The 15,826-nt window shown below is 69.0% G+C and carries 14 protein-coding genes; 9 read left to right on the plus strand and 5 right to left on the minus strand.

Features of this window, described 5'->3' with window-relative positions; all coding sequences use genetic code 11:
* Window positions 1-110 precede the first annotated feature (110 nt).
* The 8 genes from hppD to ACLJRM_RS26790 all read left to right on the plus strand — a co-directional run bounded on the left by hppD (window position 111) and on the right by ACLJRM_RS26790 (window position 8,645).
* Window positions 111-1,310 carry a 4-hydroxyphenylpyruvate dioxygenase gene (gene hppD / locus ACLJRM_RS26755; RefSeq protein ID WP_101610525.1) on the plus strand — a complete coding sequence of 400 codons (1,200 nt, stop codon included), beginning with the start codon at window positions 111-113 and terminating at the stop codon, window positions 1,308-1,310.
* A gap of 240 nt (window positions 1,311-1,550) precedes the next feature.
* Window positions 1,551-2,093 (plus strand): YbaB/EbfC family nucleoid-associated protein, encoded by a 543-nt coding sequence (locus tag ACLJRM_RS26760; RefSeq protein WP_101610526.1) that lies wholly within the window; start codon window positions 1,551-1,553, stop codon window positions 2,091-2,093.
* 31 nt (window positions 2,094-2,124) lie between these two features.
* Complete coding sequence (locus ACLJRM_RS26765; RefSeq protein ID WP_101610527.1) at window positions 2,125-2,439, plus strand: type VII secretion target; 315 nt, start codon at window positions 2,125-2,127, stop codon at window positions 2,437-2,439.
* Window positions 2,439-6,407 (plus strand): hypothetical protein, encoded by a 3,969-nt coding sequence (locus tag ACLJRM_RS26770; protein WP_410664595.1) that lies wholly within the window; start codon window positions 2,439-2,441, stop codon window positions 6,405-6,407. Before ACLJRM_RS26765 ends, ACLJRM_RS26770 begins: the two co-directional genes overlap by 1 nt.
* A complete protein-coding gene (locus ACLJRM_RS26775) occupies window positions 6,404-6,844 on the plus strand; it encodes a hypothetical protein (RefSeq protein ID WP_101610528.1) in 441 nt (146 codons plus the stop codon). Before ACLJRM_RS26770 ends, ACLJRM_RS26775 begins: the two co-directional genes overlap by 4 nt.
* Before the next feature lie 64 nt (window positions 6,845-6,908).
* Window positions 6,909-7,361 carry a hypothetical protein gene (locus ACLJRM_RS26780; protein ID WP_101610529.1) on the plus strand — a complete coding sequence of 151 codons (453 nt, stop codon included), beginning with the start codon at window positions 6,909-6,911 and terminating at the stop codon, window positions 7,359-7,361.
* 8 nt (window positions 7,362-7,369) lie between these two features.
* The gene (locus tag ACLJRM_RS26785; protein WP_410664596.1) at window positions 7,370-8,236 is read left to right on the plus strand and encodes a ferredoxin; all 867 of its coding nucleotides are present in this window, start codon (window positions 7,370-7,372) and stop codon (window positions 8,234-8,236) included.
* A 130-nt stretch (window positions 8,237-8,366) separates the two neighbouring features.
* Complete coding sequence (locus tag ACLJRM_RS26790; RefSeq protein ID WP_101610531.1) at window positions 8,367-8,645, plus strand: hypothetical protein; 279 nt, start codon at window positions 8,367-8,369, stop codon at window positions 8,643-8,645.
* A 130-nt stretch (window positions 8,646-8,775) separates the two neighbouring features.
* Here the strand turns inward: ACLJRM_RS26790 and ACLJRM_RS26795 are convergent, their stop codons facing one another.
* The 5 genes from ACLJRM_RS26795 to ACLJRM_RS26815 all read right to left on the minus strand — a co-directional run bounded on the left by ACLJRM_RS26795 (window position 8,776) and on the right by ACLJRM_RS26815 (window position 14,354).
* Window positions 8,776-9,933 carry a cystathionine gamma-synthase gene (locus ACLJRM_RS26795; protein WP_101610532.1) on the minus strand — a complete coding sequence of 386 codons (1,158 nt, stop codon included), beginning with the start codon at window positions 9,931-9,933 and terminating at the stop codon, window positions 8,776-8,778.
* Window positions 9,934-9,984: 51 nt separating this feature from the next.
* Window positions 9,985-10,557 carry a hypothetical protein gene (locus ACLJRM_RS26800; protein ID WP_101610533.1) on the minus strand — a complete coding sequence of 191 codons (573 nt, stop codon included), beginning with the start codon at window positions 10,555-10,557 and terminating at the stop codon, window positions 9,985-9,987.
* Window positions 10,558-10,646: 89 nt separating this feature from the next.
* The gene (locus ACLJRM_RS26805) at window positions 10,647-11,204 is read right to left on the minus strand and encodes a hypothetical protein (protein ID WP_101610534.1); all 558 of its coding nucleotides are present in this window, start codon (window positions 11,202-11,204) and stop codon (window positions 10,647-10,649) included.
* A 151-nt stretch (window positions 11,205-11,355) separates the two neighbouring features.
* On the minus strand, window positions 11,356-12,750 hold the full coding sequence (locus tag ACLJRM_RS26810) for a hypothetical protein (RefSeq protein WP_101610535.1): 1,395 nt from the start codon (window positions 12,748-12,750) through the stop codon (window positions 11,356-11,358).
* 233 nt (window positions 12,751-12,983) lie between these two features.
* Window positions 12,984-14,354 carry a cystathionine beta-synthase gene (locus ACLJRM_RS26815; RefSeq protein ID WP_410664597.1) on the minus strand — a complete coding sequence of 457 codons (1,371 nt, stop codon included), beginning with the start codon at window positions 14,352-14,354 and terminating at the stop codon, window positions 12,984-12,986.
* A 177-nt stretch (window positions 14,355-14,531) separates the two neighbouring features.
* Between ACLJRM_RS26815 and ACLJRM_RS26820 the strand changes: the two genes are divergently transcribed.
* Window positions 14,532-15,752, plus strand: a complete 1,221-nt coding sequence (locus ACLJRM_RS26820; RefSeq protein WP_410664598.1) for an acetyl-CoA C-acetyltransferase — start codon at window positions 14,532-14,534, stop codon at window positions 15,750-15,752.
* The last annotated feature ends 74 nt before the right edge of the window (window positions 15,753-15,826 follow it).

The raw sequence follows: 15,826 nt of genomic DNA on the forward strand, positions 1-15,826 counted from the left end.
CCTACACAGGTTGTCCACTATGACCGCGCGACCCCACGCGCCACTGGACATAGTGTGCAGCGAAATCTTTGACCATTGCGCATTTTGTCACGCGCTCGGATGCTCATGGCATGACGCACACAGTGGAACCCCAGGGTGCTCTTGACGACGTGAGCTACGACCAGCTGCGTCAGCTCGTCGGCCTCGTCGACCACGACTCTTCGACCGATCCCTTCCCGGTGAAGTCGATGGACGCGGTGGTGTTCATCGCGGGCAACGCCACGCAGACCGCGTGGTTCTACCAGGTCGCGTTCGGGATGCGGCTCGTCGCGTACTCCGGCCCCGAGACCGGGAACTTCGAACGCAAGTCGTTCGTGCTGAAGTCCGGTTCGGCGCGCTTCGTGATCACCGGCGGCGTCAAGCCCGACTCCTCGCTGCTCGACCACCACCGCCGCCACGGCGACGGCGTCATCGACCTCGCGCTCGAGGTCGCCGACGTCGACCGCTGCATCGACCACGCCCGCGCGCAGGGCGCCACCGTCCTCGAAGAGCCGCACGACGTCTCCGACGAGCACGGCACCGTGCGTATCGCCGCGATCGCGACCTACGGCGAGACCCGCCACACGCTGATCGACCGGTCGAAGTACACCGGCGTCTACCTGCCCGGCTACGAGCCGCGCGAGAGCAAGATCGTCCGCCCCGAAGGTGCGCCGAAGCGGCTGTTCCAGGCCGTCGACCACTGTGTCGGCAATGTCGAGCTCGGCAAGATGGACTACTGGGTCGACTGGTACCACCGCGTCATGGGCTTCGTGAACATGGCGGAGTTCGTCGGCGACGACATCGCGACCGAGTACTCGGCGCTGATGAGCAAGGTGGTCTCCAACGGCAACCACCGCGTCAAGTTCCCCCTCAACGAGCCGGCGATCGCGAAGAAGAAGTCGCAGATCGACGAGTACCTCGAGTTCTACGGCGGCGCGGGCTGCCAGCACATCGCGCTGGCCACCAACGACATCGTCGCGACGGTGAAGGCGATGCGCGCGGCGGGCGTCGAGTTCCTCGACACCCCGGACTCCTACTACGACGACCCGGAGCTGCGTGCGCGGATCGGCGAGGTCCGGGTGCCGATCGAGAAGCTCAAGGAGCACCGCATCCTGGTCGACCGCGACGAGGACGGCTACCTGCTGCAGATCTTCACCAAGCCGATCGGCGACCGCCCGACGGTGTTCTACGAGCTCATCGAGCGCCACGGCTCGCTCGGCTTCGGCAAGGGCAACTTCAAGGCCCTGTTCGAGGCCATCGAGCGTGAGCAGGAGCGCCGAGGCAATCTCTAACGGCGAGGCGCCGTCAGCGCAGCCTCGCGGCAACCTCTGACCCCGGCAGTTCGCAGGGCGTGAAAGGGCTCTTCATCGCACTTTGTGTGGTGAAGGGCCCTTTCGCTGCGTGACGGGGCCGACTTTGTCGGCGCGGGGTGGTACACCGGACGGGAACTAAACTTCGAGCACTCCGGAACCGAAGGCTCCTTCGGACCGTCAGTGTGAAGACGTCAGCATGCAGCTTGTGGAAGGGTCCCGATGCCGGACAACGTCGACGCCAGCGAACAGATGGTGGACAACTGGACGAAGCAGATCCAGGAGACCGCCGCGCGCTACCAGGCGATGGCCGCCCGCATGCAGGGGCAGACCGTGACAGAGCGGTCGAAGGACAACACCATCGAGGTGACGATCGACTCGAAGGGCCTGCTCACGAACCTGGTCATCGCCGAAGCCGCGAGCGGCAAGCGGATGGCCGAGGTCTCGTCGCAGGTCATGCGGCTCGTGCAGCTCGCGCAGTCACGGATCCCGGAACTGCTGCAGGCGGCGATGGCCGAAACGGTCGGCACCACCGACGAGACGGCGAGCAGGGTGATCGCGGAGGCGCAGAGCACCTTCCCGGAAGCTCCGCCGGAAGAGGACCTCGCTCCGCCGGAACCCGAGCGGCACCACCGCTTCGGCCCGGAGGACGAAGAGCCCCCGCCGCCCGCGACGGGCACCCCGCCGCAGCCCAAGCAGGTCCCGCGCCGCCGCCGCGCGCAGGACGAAGACGACGACGATTTCGGCGGCAGCATTCTTTCTTAGTGTTCATCCGGCCTGGTAGAGGGGAGAAACCATGGCAGGCAAGGGTTACGAGCTCGGCGCCGACCTCGACGCGCACGCCAAGCAGGTCGACGGCATCGCCGACGGGCTGCGCACGGCGGTCGACGCCGCCCAGCAGGTGAGCATGCCGACCGACGCGTACGGCATCATCTGCCAGCCGTTCCGGATGATGCTCGACCCGGTCGAGGAGTTCGGCATCAACGCGCTGAACAAGGCCGTCGAAGCCGCGACAGCGGTGGCGAACAACGTGCGCTCGGCGTCGAACGCCTACCAGGCACAGGACGAGAACTTCGCGGCGGAATTCAAGAACGTGCAGGTGCCCGACTGATGCCCGAGGGAAACCCGCTCGTCGCGAAGGCGCCGACGGATGGCGACGGCCCGGGCCCGCTGACGGCCGGGAACAGCGAATACGGCTACGCGGCGGGCATCGGCGTCGCCGAGTCGGCCATGGACGCCTTCAACGGCATCTCGAACGGTGATTGGATCGGCGGCGGGCTCGGGGTGCTGAGCCTCGCGGGCGAGCTCGCCAGCGCCGCGATCGACCCGTTCGGCTATCTCATGTCGTCGGTGGCGTCGTTCCTGATGGAACACATGCAGCCGCTGAAGGACATGCTGGACGCGGTGGCAGGCGACCCGCCGGTGATCCAGTCGTACTCCGAGACCTGGGGCAACGTCGCCAAGAAGCTGGAAGACACCCACGTCGAGTTCTCGAACACGGTCAAGAACGGCACCGCCGGCTGGACCGGCGAGGCCGCCGACCAGTACCGCAAGCAGGCCGCGGAACAGGCCGAGGCGATCAGCGGGGCGGCGACGGTCGCGGGTGGCATCAGCACCGTCGTGATGATCTTCGGCGAGATCGTCGCGTTCGTCCGCGAATTCATCCGCCAGCTGATCGCGGACGCGGTCGGCAAGCTCATCGCGTGGGTCATGGAGACGGTGTTCTCCCTCGGTTTCGGCACGCCCATCGTGGTCGCGCAGGCCGTCACCGCGATCGCCAAGTGGGCCGCGAAGATCGCCGACAAGCTCAAGGAACTGTGCGACGCGATGCGGCGGGTCTCGCCGCTGCTCGGCAAGCTGGTCGACGTCTTCGAGAAGATCATCAAGATCTTCGGCAAGATCGCGGGCAAGATCACCGGTCTCGACGCGCTCAACCCCAAGAACATCAAGGCAGGCGGCTTCGTCCAGCGCGGTGGCCGCGGCGGCGGCTCCGGCGGGCCCGACGGCGGCGGCACGGGATCGGGGGACGGCCCGGACGGCGACGGTTCCGGCAGCGGATCCGGCGACGGCTCCGACGGTTCCGGCGACTCCGGTTCCAACGGCTCCGACGGCGACTCGGGTGGTTCGGGCGACTCCGGCCGCTCCGGTGACGGCTCGAGCGACTCGGGCTCAAGTGACTCGGGCTCAAGTGACTCCGGTTCAAGTGGCACGGGCTCGAACGGCGACTCGCGCACCGGCGACACCCCGTCGAGCGCCACCACCCGCGGTGGCGACGGCGGCTCATCGTCCACAAGGGACGGTGGCTCTCCCGGCCGCACGGGCGATGGCGACTCACCGTCCACTTCGGACGGAAACCTCGGCAGCACACCGGACGGCGGTGGCGGCTCCCCCAGTGCCGCCCGCTCCGACGGCGGATCACCCGGCGATTCCGGCACTCCGAACCGCACGCCCGACAGCGGTTCGCCGAGCCCGAACCGCGCGGACAGCGGCCCGGCACCCCAGACACGGGCCGACAGCGGCGGCTCGCCCAGCCACGCACCCGACGGAGGTTCCCCGGCACCGCACACACGGACGGACACCGGCGGTTCTCCCACTCACGCACCCGACGCACCGAACACCCGGGCCGACAGCGGCGGTTCGCCGAGCCACACTCCGGACGGTGGATCTCCCACTCCGCACACGCGAGCGGACACCGGTGGCTCACCCAGCCACGCACCCGACGCACCGAACACCCGGGCCGACAGCGGCGGCTCGCCCGGTCACACCGGCGACGGTGGCGGCTCGCCCCGTACGCACGGCGGTGACGGCGGCGGTTCGCCCACGCCGCGTTCCGATCCGTCGCCCGGCCACCATGGCGGCAACGACGGCGGCAGCCCCACCCGGCCGACCGACAGCGGCACGACGACCAGCGGCACGACGACCAGCGGCACCGCGCCCACGGCACCGCGTGTCGGCGACGCGGGCCCGTCCCACGTTCCTTCGCAGCGCGGCGGCACCGGTGGCGACGGTTCGCCCGGTGTCCCGCCGCAGGGTCAGCCGGTCGCCGGCGGCATGCCGCCCCAGGGCGCTCCGGGTGGCACGCCCGGCGGCACCCCGGGTTCGCCCGGCGGCAGGCCGCAGGGTGGCGGCTGGACGGGTACGCCCGGCTCGCCGCGCACGCCGGACACTCACACCCCGCGCGGTCCCGACACCCACACCGGCCCCAGCCGCGGTCCGGGCCAGACCGGCCCCGGTGGACGGCCGAACCAGCCGCATCAGCCGCAGCCGGTCGCCCGTGGCAACGACTTCGGCCCCGGTGCCCAGCCGCACACCGGCACGCCCGGCACACACGGTCCCGGCAACCGGCCGGGCGGCACGGGTCCGGGCAACACCGGACCGGGCGGCCGTGGTCCAGGCGGTCACTCCGGGCCGCCGCGTTCGCCGGACGGTCACGGCCCCGAAGGGCACGGCCCGCGCCAGGATCAGAACGGCTCACCGCACGACCGGGGTCCCGACGCCGAGCCGGACCGCCCGCTGACGCCGGACGAGGTCAACCAGCGGCATTCCGAAGGCACCCCCGCGGGCAGCTCGTACCACCGCGGCGACGGCGACATGGGCGACCTGCCGCACCGGGTCCGGCCGGATCCGGACGGCCGCTACACCGTCGACGTGCACGTGACCCCGGACGGACACGCCCGCATCGGCAACCGCACGTACACCCCCGAAGAATTCGCGGACATCCTGCGGCGCAACGGGGACTACGACGGCCGCCCGATCAGGCTGATCGGCTGCGACGCCGGCTCGAACGATTTCGCGCGCCGTCTGTCGCGGGAACTCGACACCGAGGTGATGGCGCCGAGCAAGCCGGCGTGGACCGACGCGAACGGGCGGGTCTTCTCGTCCGATTACGAGATCGGGCCCGACGGCCGCACCCGGCCGAGGATCCCGCCGAACGGCGAATGGGACGTCCACAGCCCCGACGGCACCGCCCGCCGGGCGAGCGACGACGGCTTCACTCCGGACACCTCGCACGCGGACAAGCAGGACGTGGACGCCGAGAGCGCCCAGAGCCGCGGCGACGGCGACGACGCCGGTCATCCGCCGTACGACGACGTTCCCAAACCTCGGACGATCCGCCCGGACTCGCCGGAGTTCGACGAACGGTTCGCCACCTGGAACCGAGGGGCCGACTCGGAGTTCGCCGGGCCGCGGGACCGGCCGGGCGGGCACGATCCGATCGACTCGCCCAAGACCATCGACGACGTCAAGCCGCGTATCCGGAACAGTCAGCCGGATCCCGAAGGGGTTCCGCAGGCTCTGCGCGGTGAGAAGCCGCTGGCGATGAACGCCGAGTACAAGGTGGAGTACAAGAACGGTGCCAGCAGCCGGTTCTTCACCGACGACACCGGGAAGGTGACGCACGTCGAGACGACGCTGCCGACCTCGAAACCCTTCCACAACCCCGACCTGCGCTACCCCCTGCAGCCCAATACGCAGTATCGCGTCCCCAACTTCCACGACCCGACAAAGCACTGGACCTTCGAAGTCGGTGACAACGGGAAGCCGAGCGCGATGACCGGCGACCCGGTCTTCAAGGGGAAACACGACGACTTCCGCGACAACACGTCGCAGAACAGGTCGGGCCAAGAAGGTAAGGCGGCCTACCAGAGTCACCCGGTGCACGGGAGCACGTACGCACACGTCGAATGGGCGGGCGGGCACTTCTCGGCGCATGAGATGGGTGGTCCCGGCGAGTACGTCAACATGCATCCCCAGATGGCCGCTTCCAACAGCGGTCACTACAGGGACAGCTGGATCCATGACGCGTCCTGGCGGGCGCAGGAGGCCGAACTGGGCAAGTTCGACGAGGTGCCCGGCCAGAAGGTCGAGAACTATCAGGTCAGGATGGAAGGCGAGAGCAACGGCATTCCGGAGAACGTGGTCATGCGCTGGCAAGAGGTCGTGTACGCCGTCGACGGTCAGGGGAATCTTCTCCCCGGACCGGTCGAGGTGTCGCGAGTGACCAGACAACGCGACTTCCCGAATGATCCTTCCAAGGTCAATTACGGCCCGGACACCCATTACGGAGCGACCCCATGACGGACGAGCTGACCACCGGTATCGCGTCCGCGCTGACGGAGGCCGCGCCGGACGGCTGGGCGAAGGTCAGCCTAACCGTGTCCGCGACCGTGCTGGCCTACGACTACGCCACGGAAATCCGGCTGGCCGACGGGCGGAGCGGGGACATCGACCTGCCCGCCGAAGTACGGGGCGGGTTCCGCGAACTGCGGACCCGGATGTACGAACCAGGTCGCGGAACGTGGTTCTCGGCGAAAATCGTGCTGACGCCCGGGGTGGCACCCGAGTTCACGTTCAACTTCGACGAAGACCCGAAATGGTGGCCGCCGTTGCATCCGACCACCTTCACCCGCGACCTGGAAACGTTCCCGCGCGACGAGCAACACGTTCCGGCGTGGTTGCGGAATCTGGTCGCCCAGGGCACGCAACTGGAGCGGGAACGGGACACACCGGCCTGAACCGGCACCCGTGCCATGATGGGTCATCGCTATTCCAGCGGTGACCACGAGGAGGATTTACCGGATGGCTCAATGGCCTCAGCTCGACCCCATCGCGCAGAACGAGCTTCTCGGCGAGATCACCTTGTCGGTGGTCGGTGCTCTGCCGCCGGGCTGGCGTGAGGTGATGCTGGACTACCGGGTGGTCGGCAAGAACATCGACGTCGCGGTCGGCGTGCTCGACCCGAACGGCACCTACCAGGTGTGGGAACCGTCCGTCGAGACGTGGCGCATGTTCCAGCGGCTGCGCGGCGGCATGTACCAAGAAGGCGAAGGAACCTGGTTCTCGGCCAGGCTCGTCATCGAACCCCCGTCGCGGTTCCGCGTGCAGTACAACTGGCAGAACGAACCCGACTTCCAGCCGTACCCCGCACCGGACGAGTTCGCCCTGGAGCAGGAACGGTTCCCCCGAGGCGAAACTTACATGCCGGACTGGTTCAAGCGTGGATTGGCCGCCTCCGGCGCCAAGACCGACTGAGGAAGACCATGACCCAGCCGCCGACGCCGGTGAACCAGCAGCAGCAACAGCAGCTCGTCTGGCAGATCGGTCATGCCCTCGCGACTCCGCTTCCGCCTGGCTGGCAGCAGATGCGCGTCGAGTACCGGGCGGCGGGCAGGCATGTCGAGGCCGATCTGCTCGTCACCGGGCAGGACGGTCTGCCGCGTCCGGTGCAGCCGAGCCCGGAAGCCGTGCAGCTGCTCGGAAACCTGCGTGCGGGGATGTACCAGCCCGGCCGCGGGACCTGGCTGAGCGCGATCCTGGTCTACGGCTCGGCGACGGTGCTCAGCACGGACTTCCTCCCGGATGTCGAGCCGCCGTGGCGGCAGGCGCCGCCTCAGATCGGCTTCCAGGACGAACTGCGGTTCTTCCCGCGGGCCGAGCAGAACATCCCGAACTGGCTGCGACAGCGAGCCGGACTCGAAGCCGCACCGCCGGCCGAGCAGGTGGCCGCCACTCCGCCGGCCGAAACCCCGGAAGCCCTGCGCTCGCCACGGGTCTACGACAGCCTCGACGAGTCTGGCCGTCCGGTGGTGAACCGCGAGCCGCTGTCCCCCGCCGAGCGAGACCGTGTGCTGGAGTACCTCGACGGTGCGCCGGTCGTGCTGGCGTCGCGGACCTACGACGCCGACGCGTTCGAGCCCGACCGGGAACCGTTGGTACCGTTGAACTTCCGCACGGACGGCAGCTGGTACTGGCCGGGCGAGGTCGCCTACTACCTGCGCGAGCACGGTGTGGCGCCCGATCCCGAACTGCTCACCCACATCCGGGCGTCGCGGTTCACTCTGCCGGAGGTCGGCGAGCCCGAACGCGAACTCGCGGTCGCCGCCATCACCGGCCAGCAGGCGTCCTGAAGCGCGCCGTTCTCAGGGCGTCAGCGACCGGATCCCTGACCGGATGATGCCACCTGACGGATACGTCACGTGACAAGTTCACCATCCAGGTACTCTTGACGACGGCGGCGAAGGCGACCAGGGAGCGCGCATGACACGGGGGAACATCGGCAGGGCCCGGGCGACCCGTTCAGCCGGGCTGCTCCCGGTCGTGCTGGCCCTCACCTCGGCCGCTCTACTGACCGGTGCCGCCGTCTACACGGTCGATCGCGCCGGTTGCGTGGACCCTGGCCAGTACATCCGGCACGACAACCACATCGAGCTCGTCGGTGGCTGCGTCGACGGCTCCGAACTGCCTGCCGCCCCTCAGGGCACTACGCACGAAGCGGACGCGAAGAGCGGCATCGAGCCCAGTAACTTCCGCCCGTAACCGGGCGATTCTCCCACCACACCGCGCTGACCAGCGCAAAGAGAGCAAGGGACCTTTGCTGTCATTTAGTTAGCATGGGCACGCTAACGATAGCAAAGGTCCCTTGCTCCCACCCTGGGCTCGGCGGCGGTCAGCCCAGGGCCTTGGCCAGATCGGCGACCAGGTCACTGCCGTCCTCGATGCCGACGGACAGGCGCAGCAGGTTGTCCGGCACCTCGAGGGTGGACCCGGCGGTGCTCGCGTGGGTCATCCGGCCGGGGTGCTCGATGAGCGATTCGATCCCGCCCAGCGACTCGGCGAGGATGAACAGCTTCGTCTTCGACGCGACGTCGAGCGCGGCCTGCTCGCCGTCGACGTGGGTGAACGAGATCATCCCGCCGAAGCGCCGCATCTGCTTCGAAGCGATCTCGTGGCCGGGGTGTTCCGGCAGGCCCGGGTAGTAGACGCGATCGACCTTCGGGTGCTTCAACAGCATCCGGGCGATCAGCTCGGCGTTGTCGCTGTGCCGCTCCATCCGCAGCGCGAGCGTCTTGATCCCGCGCAGGGTCAGCCACGCGTCGAACGGGCCGGGCACCGCGCCCGCCGCGTTGCGCAGGTAGAACAGCTGCTCGCGCAGCTCGTCCTCGTTGGTCAGGATCGCGCCGCCGACGACGTCCGAGTGCCCGCCGAGGTACTTGGTCGTCGAGTGCAGGACGACATCGGCACCCAGCGAAAGCGGGTTCTGCAGGTACGGGGTGGCGAAGGTGTTGTCGACGACCAGGCGGGCGCCGGCGCCGTGCGCGACCTCGGCCAGCGCGGCGATGTCCGCGATCCCCAGCATCGGGTTCGTCGGCGACTCGCACCAGATCAGCTTCGTCTCCGGCCGGATCGCGGCGCGGACCTCGGCGATGTTGCCCAGGTCGGCGACCGTGTGCTCGACGCCCCACAGGCTGAGCACCTTGTCGATCAGCCGGAACGTGCCGCCGTACGCGTCGTTGCCGAGCACGAGGTGGTCGCCGGGCCGCAGGGTCGCCCGCAGCAGGACGTCACTGGCCGCCATCCCCGACGAGTAGGCCAGACCGTGCCGGGCGCCTTCGAGTGCCGCGAGCGCGACCTCCAGCGCGGTGCGCGTGGGGTTCGCGGTACGGGAGTATTCGTAGTCGCCTTCGCGCGTGCCGCCGACGCCGTCCTGCGCGTAGGTCGAGGTCTGATAGATCGGCACGATGACCGCGCCGGTCCGGGGATCAGGGGTCTGCCCGGCGTGGATCGCGCGTGTCTCGAAGCCCAGCAGAGAGTAGTCGTCGGCCATACCTCCCAGGGTACGACCACCTCCTCGAGATCCCATCGACTGGGATTGAACTCACCACTGTCCGGGTGTAGGGCCCTGCTGCGGTGGCGGGTAGCCGTAGTGAGGCGGCGGCATGAACCCCGCGGGCTGCTTCTTGGCCGCCACCCAGCGCGCGGTCGGCGGGATCAGCGCCAGCACGAGGGTCGCGATCGCCGGGGCCAGGACCACGATGAGGAGCACGCCGACGCCGAACTGCAGGGTCACCCCGCTGTACGTGAAGTAGAAACCCGCGCCGATCGCCCGGAGCACGAAGGCCAGGGCCACGAAACCGAGCGTGGCCCCGGCGCCGACGACGGTGAGCACCCGCCCGGCGCCTTTGCGCAGGAGCAGCAGGATGCCGCCGCTCAAAAGCAGGGCCGCGGTGAGGAAGTCGAGTACCGCGCCGACCACGAGGAACGAAATGGTGAAATGGGAGAGTTCGATGATGTGGAACGCGACGCCGGCGAGGAACCAGAGCCCGCCGAGAATCGCGAGGATCCCGGCGATGATCCCGGTGGCGCCATTCGGTCGCCGCGGCATTCCCGGAGGCGGGTAGGCGCCGGGCGGCGGATATCCGCCGTGCGGCGGGTACTGCTGGTACGTCATCGCTCCCCCTGCCGAAATCCTCGCCTCATCCTGTCAGCCCGGCTACCAGCCCGGAAGGCGATCCTGTTTCCGCGGCTCCCGCTCAGGACTCACCAACCGCTTTGCCGGGGAGCCTCATTCTGCGGCCGGTAGGGCTGGGCCGGGGAAGGGCGCCAGCGCAGATACTTCAGGGTCGGCGGGATGATCGCGAAGATCAGCGTGAACGGGACGACCGCGAACATGACCACGCGCACGAGGGCGACGAACGTCTCGAACTCGAACTGCATGCGGAAGTACAGGCCGTAGGCCCCGTTGAACGCCAACGGTTCCATCAGCACGGCGGTGATCACCATCAGCGAACCGAGCACCAGCAGGATGGCACCCGCGACGGAGCGGAAGAACGCCGACAGCGAGCCGACCAGGAGGAGCAACGCGGCCAGCAGGTACAGCCCCAGCGCGGTGAGTACGAGACCGGGCAGATCACCGATGCTGAACCCGGACGGCAGTTCGAGGAAGAAGTAGACCGGGAGGTATCCGGCGGTGCCCGCGGCGACGAGCCCCAGCAATGCCGCGATGATCGCCGTCACCGCGCTCGGCCGGATCTGCGGTGCGTGATAGCCGAAGTTCGCCGGTCCGGGCTGCGCGGGATATCCGTACGGACCGGTCACGTCGCCCCCATCAGCCGGGTGTGGGTTAACGGCGCTAACCCTAGCCCGGTGGACCCGCACGTGGTCGGCGAATCCGGCGACCTCGCGAAAACAGAACACCCCCGGCCGAAAGCCGGGGGTGTTCTGAGCAAAACCGTTCAGTAGCGGCGAATCACCACTGCTGCGGCGGCTGACCGGGCTGCTGACCCGGCTGGCCGAAACCGCCACCGGGCTGACCCGGCTGACCGGGCTGCTGCCCGAAACCACCGTGCTGCTGCGGAGGCTGGCCGTAGCCGCCCTGCGGCGGCTGACCAGGCTGGCCGAATCCGCCGCTGGGCGGACCGGACTGTCCGGGCTGCTGCCCGAAACCACCGTGCTGTCCCTGCTGCGGGAAACCACCCGAAGCCGGGCCGGGCTGACCGGGCTGGCCATAGGGGCCGGGCTGCGGCTGTCCGTACGGGTTGGGCTGCCCCGGCTGGCCGAAGCCGCCCTGCGGCGGGCCGCCGAAACCACCGGGCTGGCCGCCCTGCGGCGCGCCGAGCACCGAGCCGCCGCCACCGAGACCGACGAACTGCGCGGTCGGCGGGATCAGGCCCAGCACTCCGACGATCAGGATCAGGATGCCGAAGATCAGGTGCGGCAGGCCGATCCCGATGCTGACCTCGTTCGGGACACCGTCACCGGACGCGGTCGTGGCGCCCAGGAGCAGGATGCCGAAGAGAAGCAGCAGAGCACCGCCCGCGGTGACCGCGATCGGGACGATCTTCTTGATCGAAGCCGGGAGCTTGCTCGCCAGCGCGAGACCGGCACCGGCCGCCGTCGCGATGATCGAAGCGACCAGCAGCAGGATCACGTAAAGCCAAACGGTGCCGGGCGACGCCAAGCCGAACTGGTCGAGAAGCTTGTTCACCGCCTCCTCACCGAGCTTGGAGGACTGGCTGTCGACGCCTTCGGAGAACTCGCTCGCGTCGCCGAAGTAGACGAAGCTGAAGATCAGCGCGAGAAGACCGAGGAGGCCGACGAGGCCACCGGCGATGAACCCGAACAGCGGGTTACCGCCTCCGCCACCGGCGGGAGCGGGGCTGTAGCCCTGCGGCGGTCCGCCGAAACCGGGCTGCTGGCCGAACCCGCCCTGAGGCGGTCCGCCGAAGCCCTGCTGCGGCTGGCCGTAACCGGGCTGCTGCTGCCCCTGCGACGGGTCGAACCCGCCCTGCGGGGGTCCGCCGAAGCCTTGCTGCTGACCGAAACCGCCACCCTGGGCGCCATAGGCACCCGCGGCGGGGTTGTCGGCCGCGCTCGGCGGCGGGGCGTACGGGATGGCAGGCGGCTGCGAACCCGGCGGCACGAGCTGGGTGGACTCACTGGCGGGGGTCTCCCCGCCAGGGCTCACCGGCTGCACGACCTGGGTCGCGTTCGCGTCGCCCGAACCCGGCTGGACCGGCTGCACGACCTGTGTGGGCTCCGGCGTGTCGCCGAACCCGCCACCCTGGGGCTGCTCGTACGAGGGCTGCTGCCCGTACTGCGGTTGCCCGTAGTCGGGCTGGGCCGGCTGTCCGGGCTGCACCACCTGGGTCGGTTCCGGGGAACCGAACGGGTTGTCTTGCTGCGGCTGGGGGCCACTCGGGGGTCCTTGCGGTGGCTGGGCGCCACCCCAAGGCTGATTCGGTGGCTGCGGAGCACTCATTTGGGTCTTGAACCCCCTTGACGAGGACATAAAAGTTCAACTCACCCAACACGCTATCGGATAGCCGGGTGGGCCGCTCGTAACGCCCCGGCCCGACCATCCGATGAAATGCCTCTTTACCGTCCCGCGAGAAACGCGAGCAGGTCGTGCCGGGTGACGACGCCCGCCGGCTTGCCGTCCACCAGCACCAGCGCGCCGTCGGCACCCGAGAGCGCGTTCATCGCCGAACTCACCTGTTCGCCGGCGCCGATGGTCGGCAACGGCGCCGACATGTGCTGCTCGAGCCTGTCGGCCAGCTGCGCCTTGCCGGTGAAGAGGGCTTCGAGCAGATCGCGTTCGTTGACCGCGCCGACGACCTCGGCCGCCATGACCGGCGGTTCCGCGCTGACCACGGGCATCTGGCTGACGCCGAACTCGGCGAGGATCGCCACCGCTTCGGCGACCGTTTCGTTCGGGTGACTGTGCACCAGGCTGGGCAGCGAGCCGCTCTTCTTCATCAGGACGTCGCCGACGGTCGCGCCGCTGGAGTCCGGCGGCAGGAAGCCGTAGGAGGACATCCAGCTGTCGTTGAACACCTTGGTGAGGTAGCCGCGGCCGCCGTCGGGGAGGAGCACGACCACGACGTCGTCCGGGCCGAGGCCCTCGGCGAGCTTGAGCGCGGCGGCGACGGCCATCCCGCACGAGCCGCCGACGAGCAGTCCCTCTTCGAGCGCGAGACGACGGGTGATGTCGAAGGAGTGCGCGTCCGAGACCGGGATGATCTGGTCGGCGACGTTCCGGTCGTAGGTCTCCGGCCAGAAGTCCTCGCCGACGCCCTCGACCAGGTACGGCCGTCCGGAACCACCGGAGTACACCGAGCCTTCGGGGTCCGCGCCGATGACCTGGACACGGCCGTCGCTGACCTCCTTGAGGTACTTGCCGGTGCCCGAGATGGTGCCGCCCGTGCCGACGCCCGCGACGAAGTGCGTGATCTTGCCCTCGGTCTGGCGCCAGAGCTCCGGACCGGTCGAGTGGTAGTGGCTGGCGGGGTTCTCCGGGTTGGCGTACTGGTTCGGCTTCCAGGCGCCCTCGATCTCACGCACGAGACGGTCGGAGACGTTGTAATAGGAGTCCGGATGTTCCGGCGCGACCGCGGTCGGGCAGACCACGACGCGGGCGCCGTAGGCCTTGAGCACGTTGCGCTTGTCCTCGCTGACCTTGTCCGGGCAGACGAACACGCACTTGTACCCCTTGCGCTGCGCCACCATGGCCAGCCCGACGCCGGTGTTGCCGGACGTCGGCTCGACGATGGTCCCGCCGGGCTTCAGCTCGCCGGAGCGCTCCGCGGCTTCGATCATCCGCAGCGCGATGCGGTCCTTGACGCTGCCGCCGGGGTTGACGTACTCGACCTTGGCCAGGATGAGCGGTTGCAGCCCCTCGGCCAGTGCGTTCAGCTTGACCAGAGGGGTGTTGCCCACGAGGTCCACGATGTGCTCGACGTAATCCACGCTGACAGCCTAAACGCCGCAGGTCGGGATGTGTCCACTCAACCGGGGGCGGGAGAACCGCACTTTCGGAGAGTGGCGTGGGTCGCGTTCGCCTTTGACCCGCACCTCCCTCCGGTGGAGGATGCGGGTGAGCAACCGCTTAGCGCGTCTGGATCGAGAACAAGGGAGTGTCGTTCCATGCCCGAAGCCGTCATCGTCTCCACCGCCCGATCCCCGATCGGCCGCGCCGGCAAGGGATCGCTGGTGAGCATCCGCCCGGACGACCTCACCGCGCAAATGGTCCGCGCCGCGCTCGACAAGGTCCCCGAACTCGACCCGGCCCAGATCGAAGACCTCATGTTGGGCTGTGGTCTCCCCGGTGGCGAGCAGGGCTTCAACATGGGCCGCACGGTCGCCGTCGAACTCGGCTACGACCACCTGCCCGGCTGCACGGTCACGCGGTACTGCTCCTCCAGCCTCCAGACCACCCGCATGGCGCTGCACGCGATCAAGGCGGGCGAAGGCGACGTGTTCATCTCCGCCGGTGTCGAGACCGTTTCGCGCTTCGCCAACGGCAGCTCGGATTCCTGGCCGAACACGCACAACCCGCTGTTCGCCGACGCCGAGGCCCGCACCGCGCAGGTGGCCTCCGAAGGTGCCGGCAGCTGGAGCGACCCGCGCGAGAACGGTGTCCTCCCGGACGTCTACATCGCGATGGGCCAGACCGCCGAAAACCTCGCGCGCCTGAAGAACGTTTCGCGCGAGGAGATGGACGAGTTCGGCGTCCGTTCGCAGAACCTCGCCGAGAAGGCCATCGCGGACGGCTTCTGGGCCAAGGACATCACCCCGGTGACCCTGCCGGACGGCACCGTGATCTCGAAGGACGACGGCCCGCGCGCCGGCGTCACCCTCGAAGGTGTTTCCGGCCTCAAGCCGGTCTTCCGCCCCGACGGCCGGATCACCGCGGGCAACTGCTGCGCGCTCAACGACGGCGCCGCCGCGGTGATCATCATGTCCGACACCAAAGCGAAGGAACTCGGCCTCACGCCGCTCGCGCGCGTCGTCTCGACCGGCGTTTCGGGGCTGTCGCCGGAGATCATGGGCTACGGCCCGGTCGAGGCGTCGAAGCGTGCTCTCGCCCGTGCCGGGATGTCGGCCGGCGACATCGACCTCGTCGAGATCAACGAAGCGTTCGCCGCGCAGGTCATCCCGTCGTACAAGGACCTCGGGATCGACCTGGACAAGCTGAACGTCAACGGCGGCGCGATCGCCGTCGGCCACCCGTTCGGCATGACCGGCGCGCGGATCACCTCGACGCTGATCAACTCGCTGCAGCACCACGACAAGCAGTTCGGCCTCGAGACGATGTGCGTCGGCGGCGGCCAGGGCATGGCGATGGTGCTGGAGCGCTTGTCCTAGTCTCGTCGCACGCTGAGCGCCCTTTGGGAGACCTCTCGGTCATCTCAAAGAGAGCAAGGGACCTTTGCTCACGT

The sequence above is a fragment of the Amycolatopsis sp. lyj-84 genome, assembly GCF_046549075.1.
In the GTDB taxonomy this organism is placed as follows: domain Bacteria; phylum Actinomycetota; class Actinomycetes; order Mycobacteriales; family Pseudonocardiaceae; genus Amycolatopsis.

Coding starts and splice junctions, on each gene's coding strand:
- ACLJRM_RS26770 (WP_410664595.1), top strand. CDS start 2,439: ATGCCCGAGGGAAACCCGCTCGTCGCGAAGGCGCCGACGGATGGCGAC.
- ACLJRM_RS26760 (WP_101610526.1), top strand. CDS start 1,551: ATGCCGGACAACGTCGACGCCAGCGAACAGATGGTGGACAACTGGACG.
- ACLJRM_RS26800 (WP_101610533.1), bottom strand. CDS start 10,557: ATGACGTACCAGCAGTACCCGCCGCACGGCGGATATCCGCCGCCCGGC.
- ACLJRM_RS26785 (WP_410664596.1), top strand. CDS start 7,370: ATGACCCAGCCGCCGACGCCGGTGAACCAGCAGCAGCAACAGCAGCTC.
- ACLJRM_RS26765 (WP_101610527.1), top strand. CDS start 2,125: ATGGCAGGCAAGGGTTACGAGCTCGGCGCCGACCTCGACGCGCACGCC.
- ACLJRM_RS26775 (WP_101610528.1), top strand. CDS start 6,404: ATGACGGACGAGCTGACCACCGGTATCGCGTCCGCGCTGACGGAGGCC.
- ACLJRM_RS26795 (WP_101610532.1), bottom strand. CDS start 9,933: ATGGCCGACGACTACTCTCTGCTGGGCTTCGAGACACGCGCGATCCAC.
- hppD (WP_101610525.1), top strand. CDS start 111: ATGACGCACACAGTGGAACCCCAGGGTGCTCTTGACGACGTGAGCTAC.
- ACLJRM_RS26790 (WP_101610531.1), top strand. CDS start 8,367: ATGACACGGGGGAACATCGGCAGGGCCCGGGCGACCCGTTCAGCCGGG.
- ACLJRM_RS26780 (WP_101610529.1), top strand. CDS start 6,909: ATGGCTCAATGGCCTCAGCTCGACCCCATCGCGCAGAACGAGCTTCTC.
- ACLJRM_RS26820 (WP_410664598.1), top strand. CDS start 14,532: ATGCCCGAAGCCGTCATCGTCTCCACCGCCCGATCCCCGATCGGCCGC.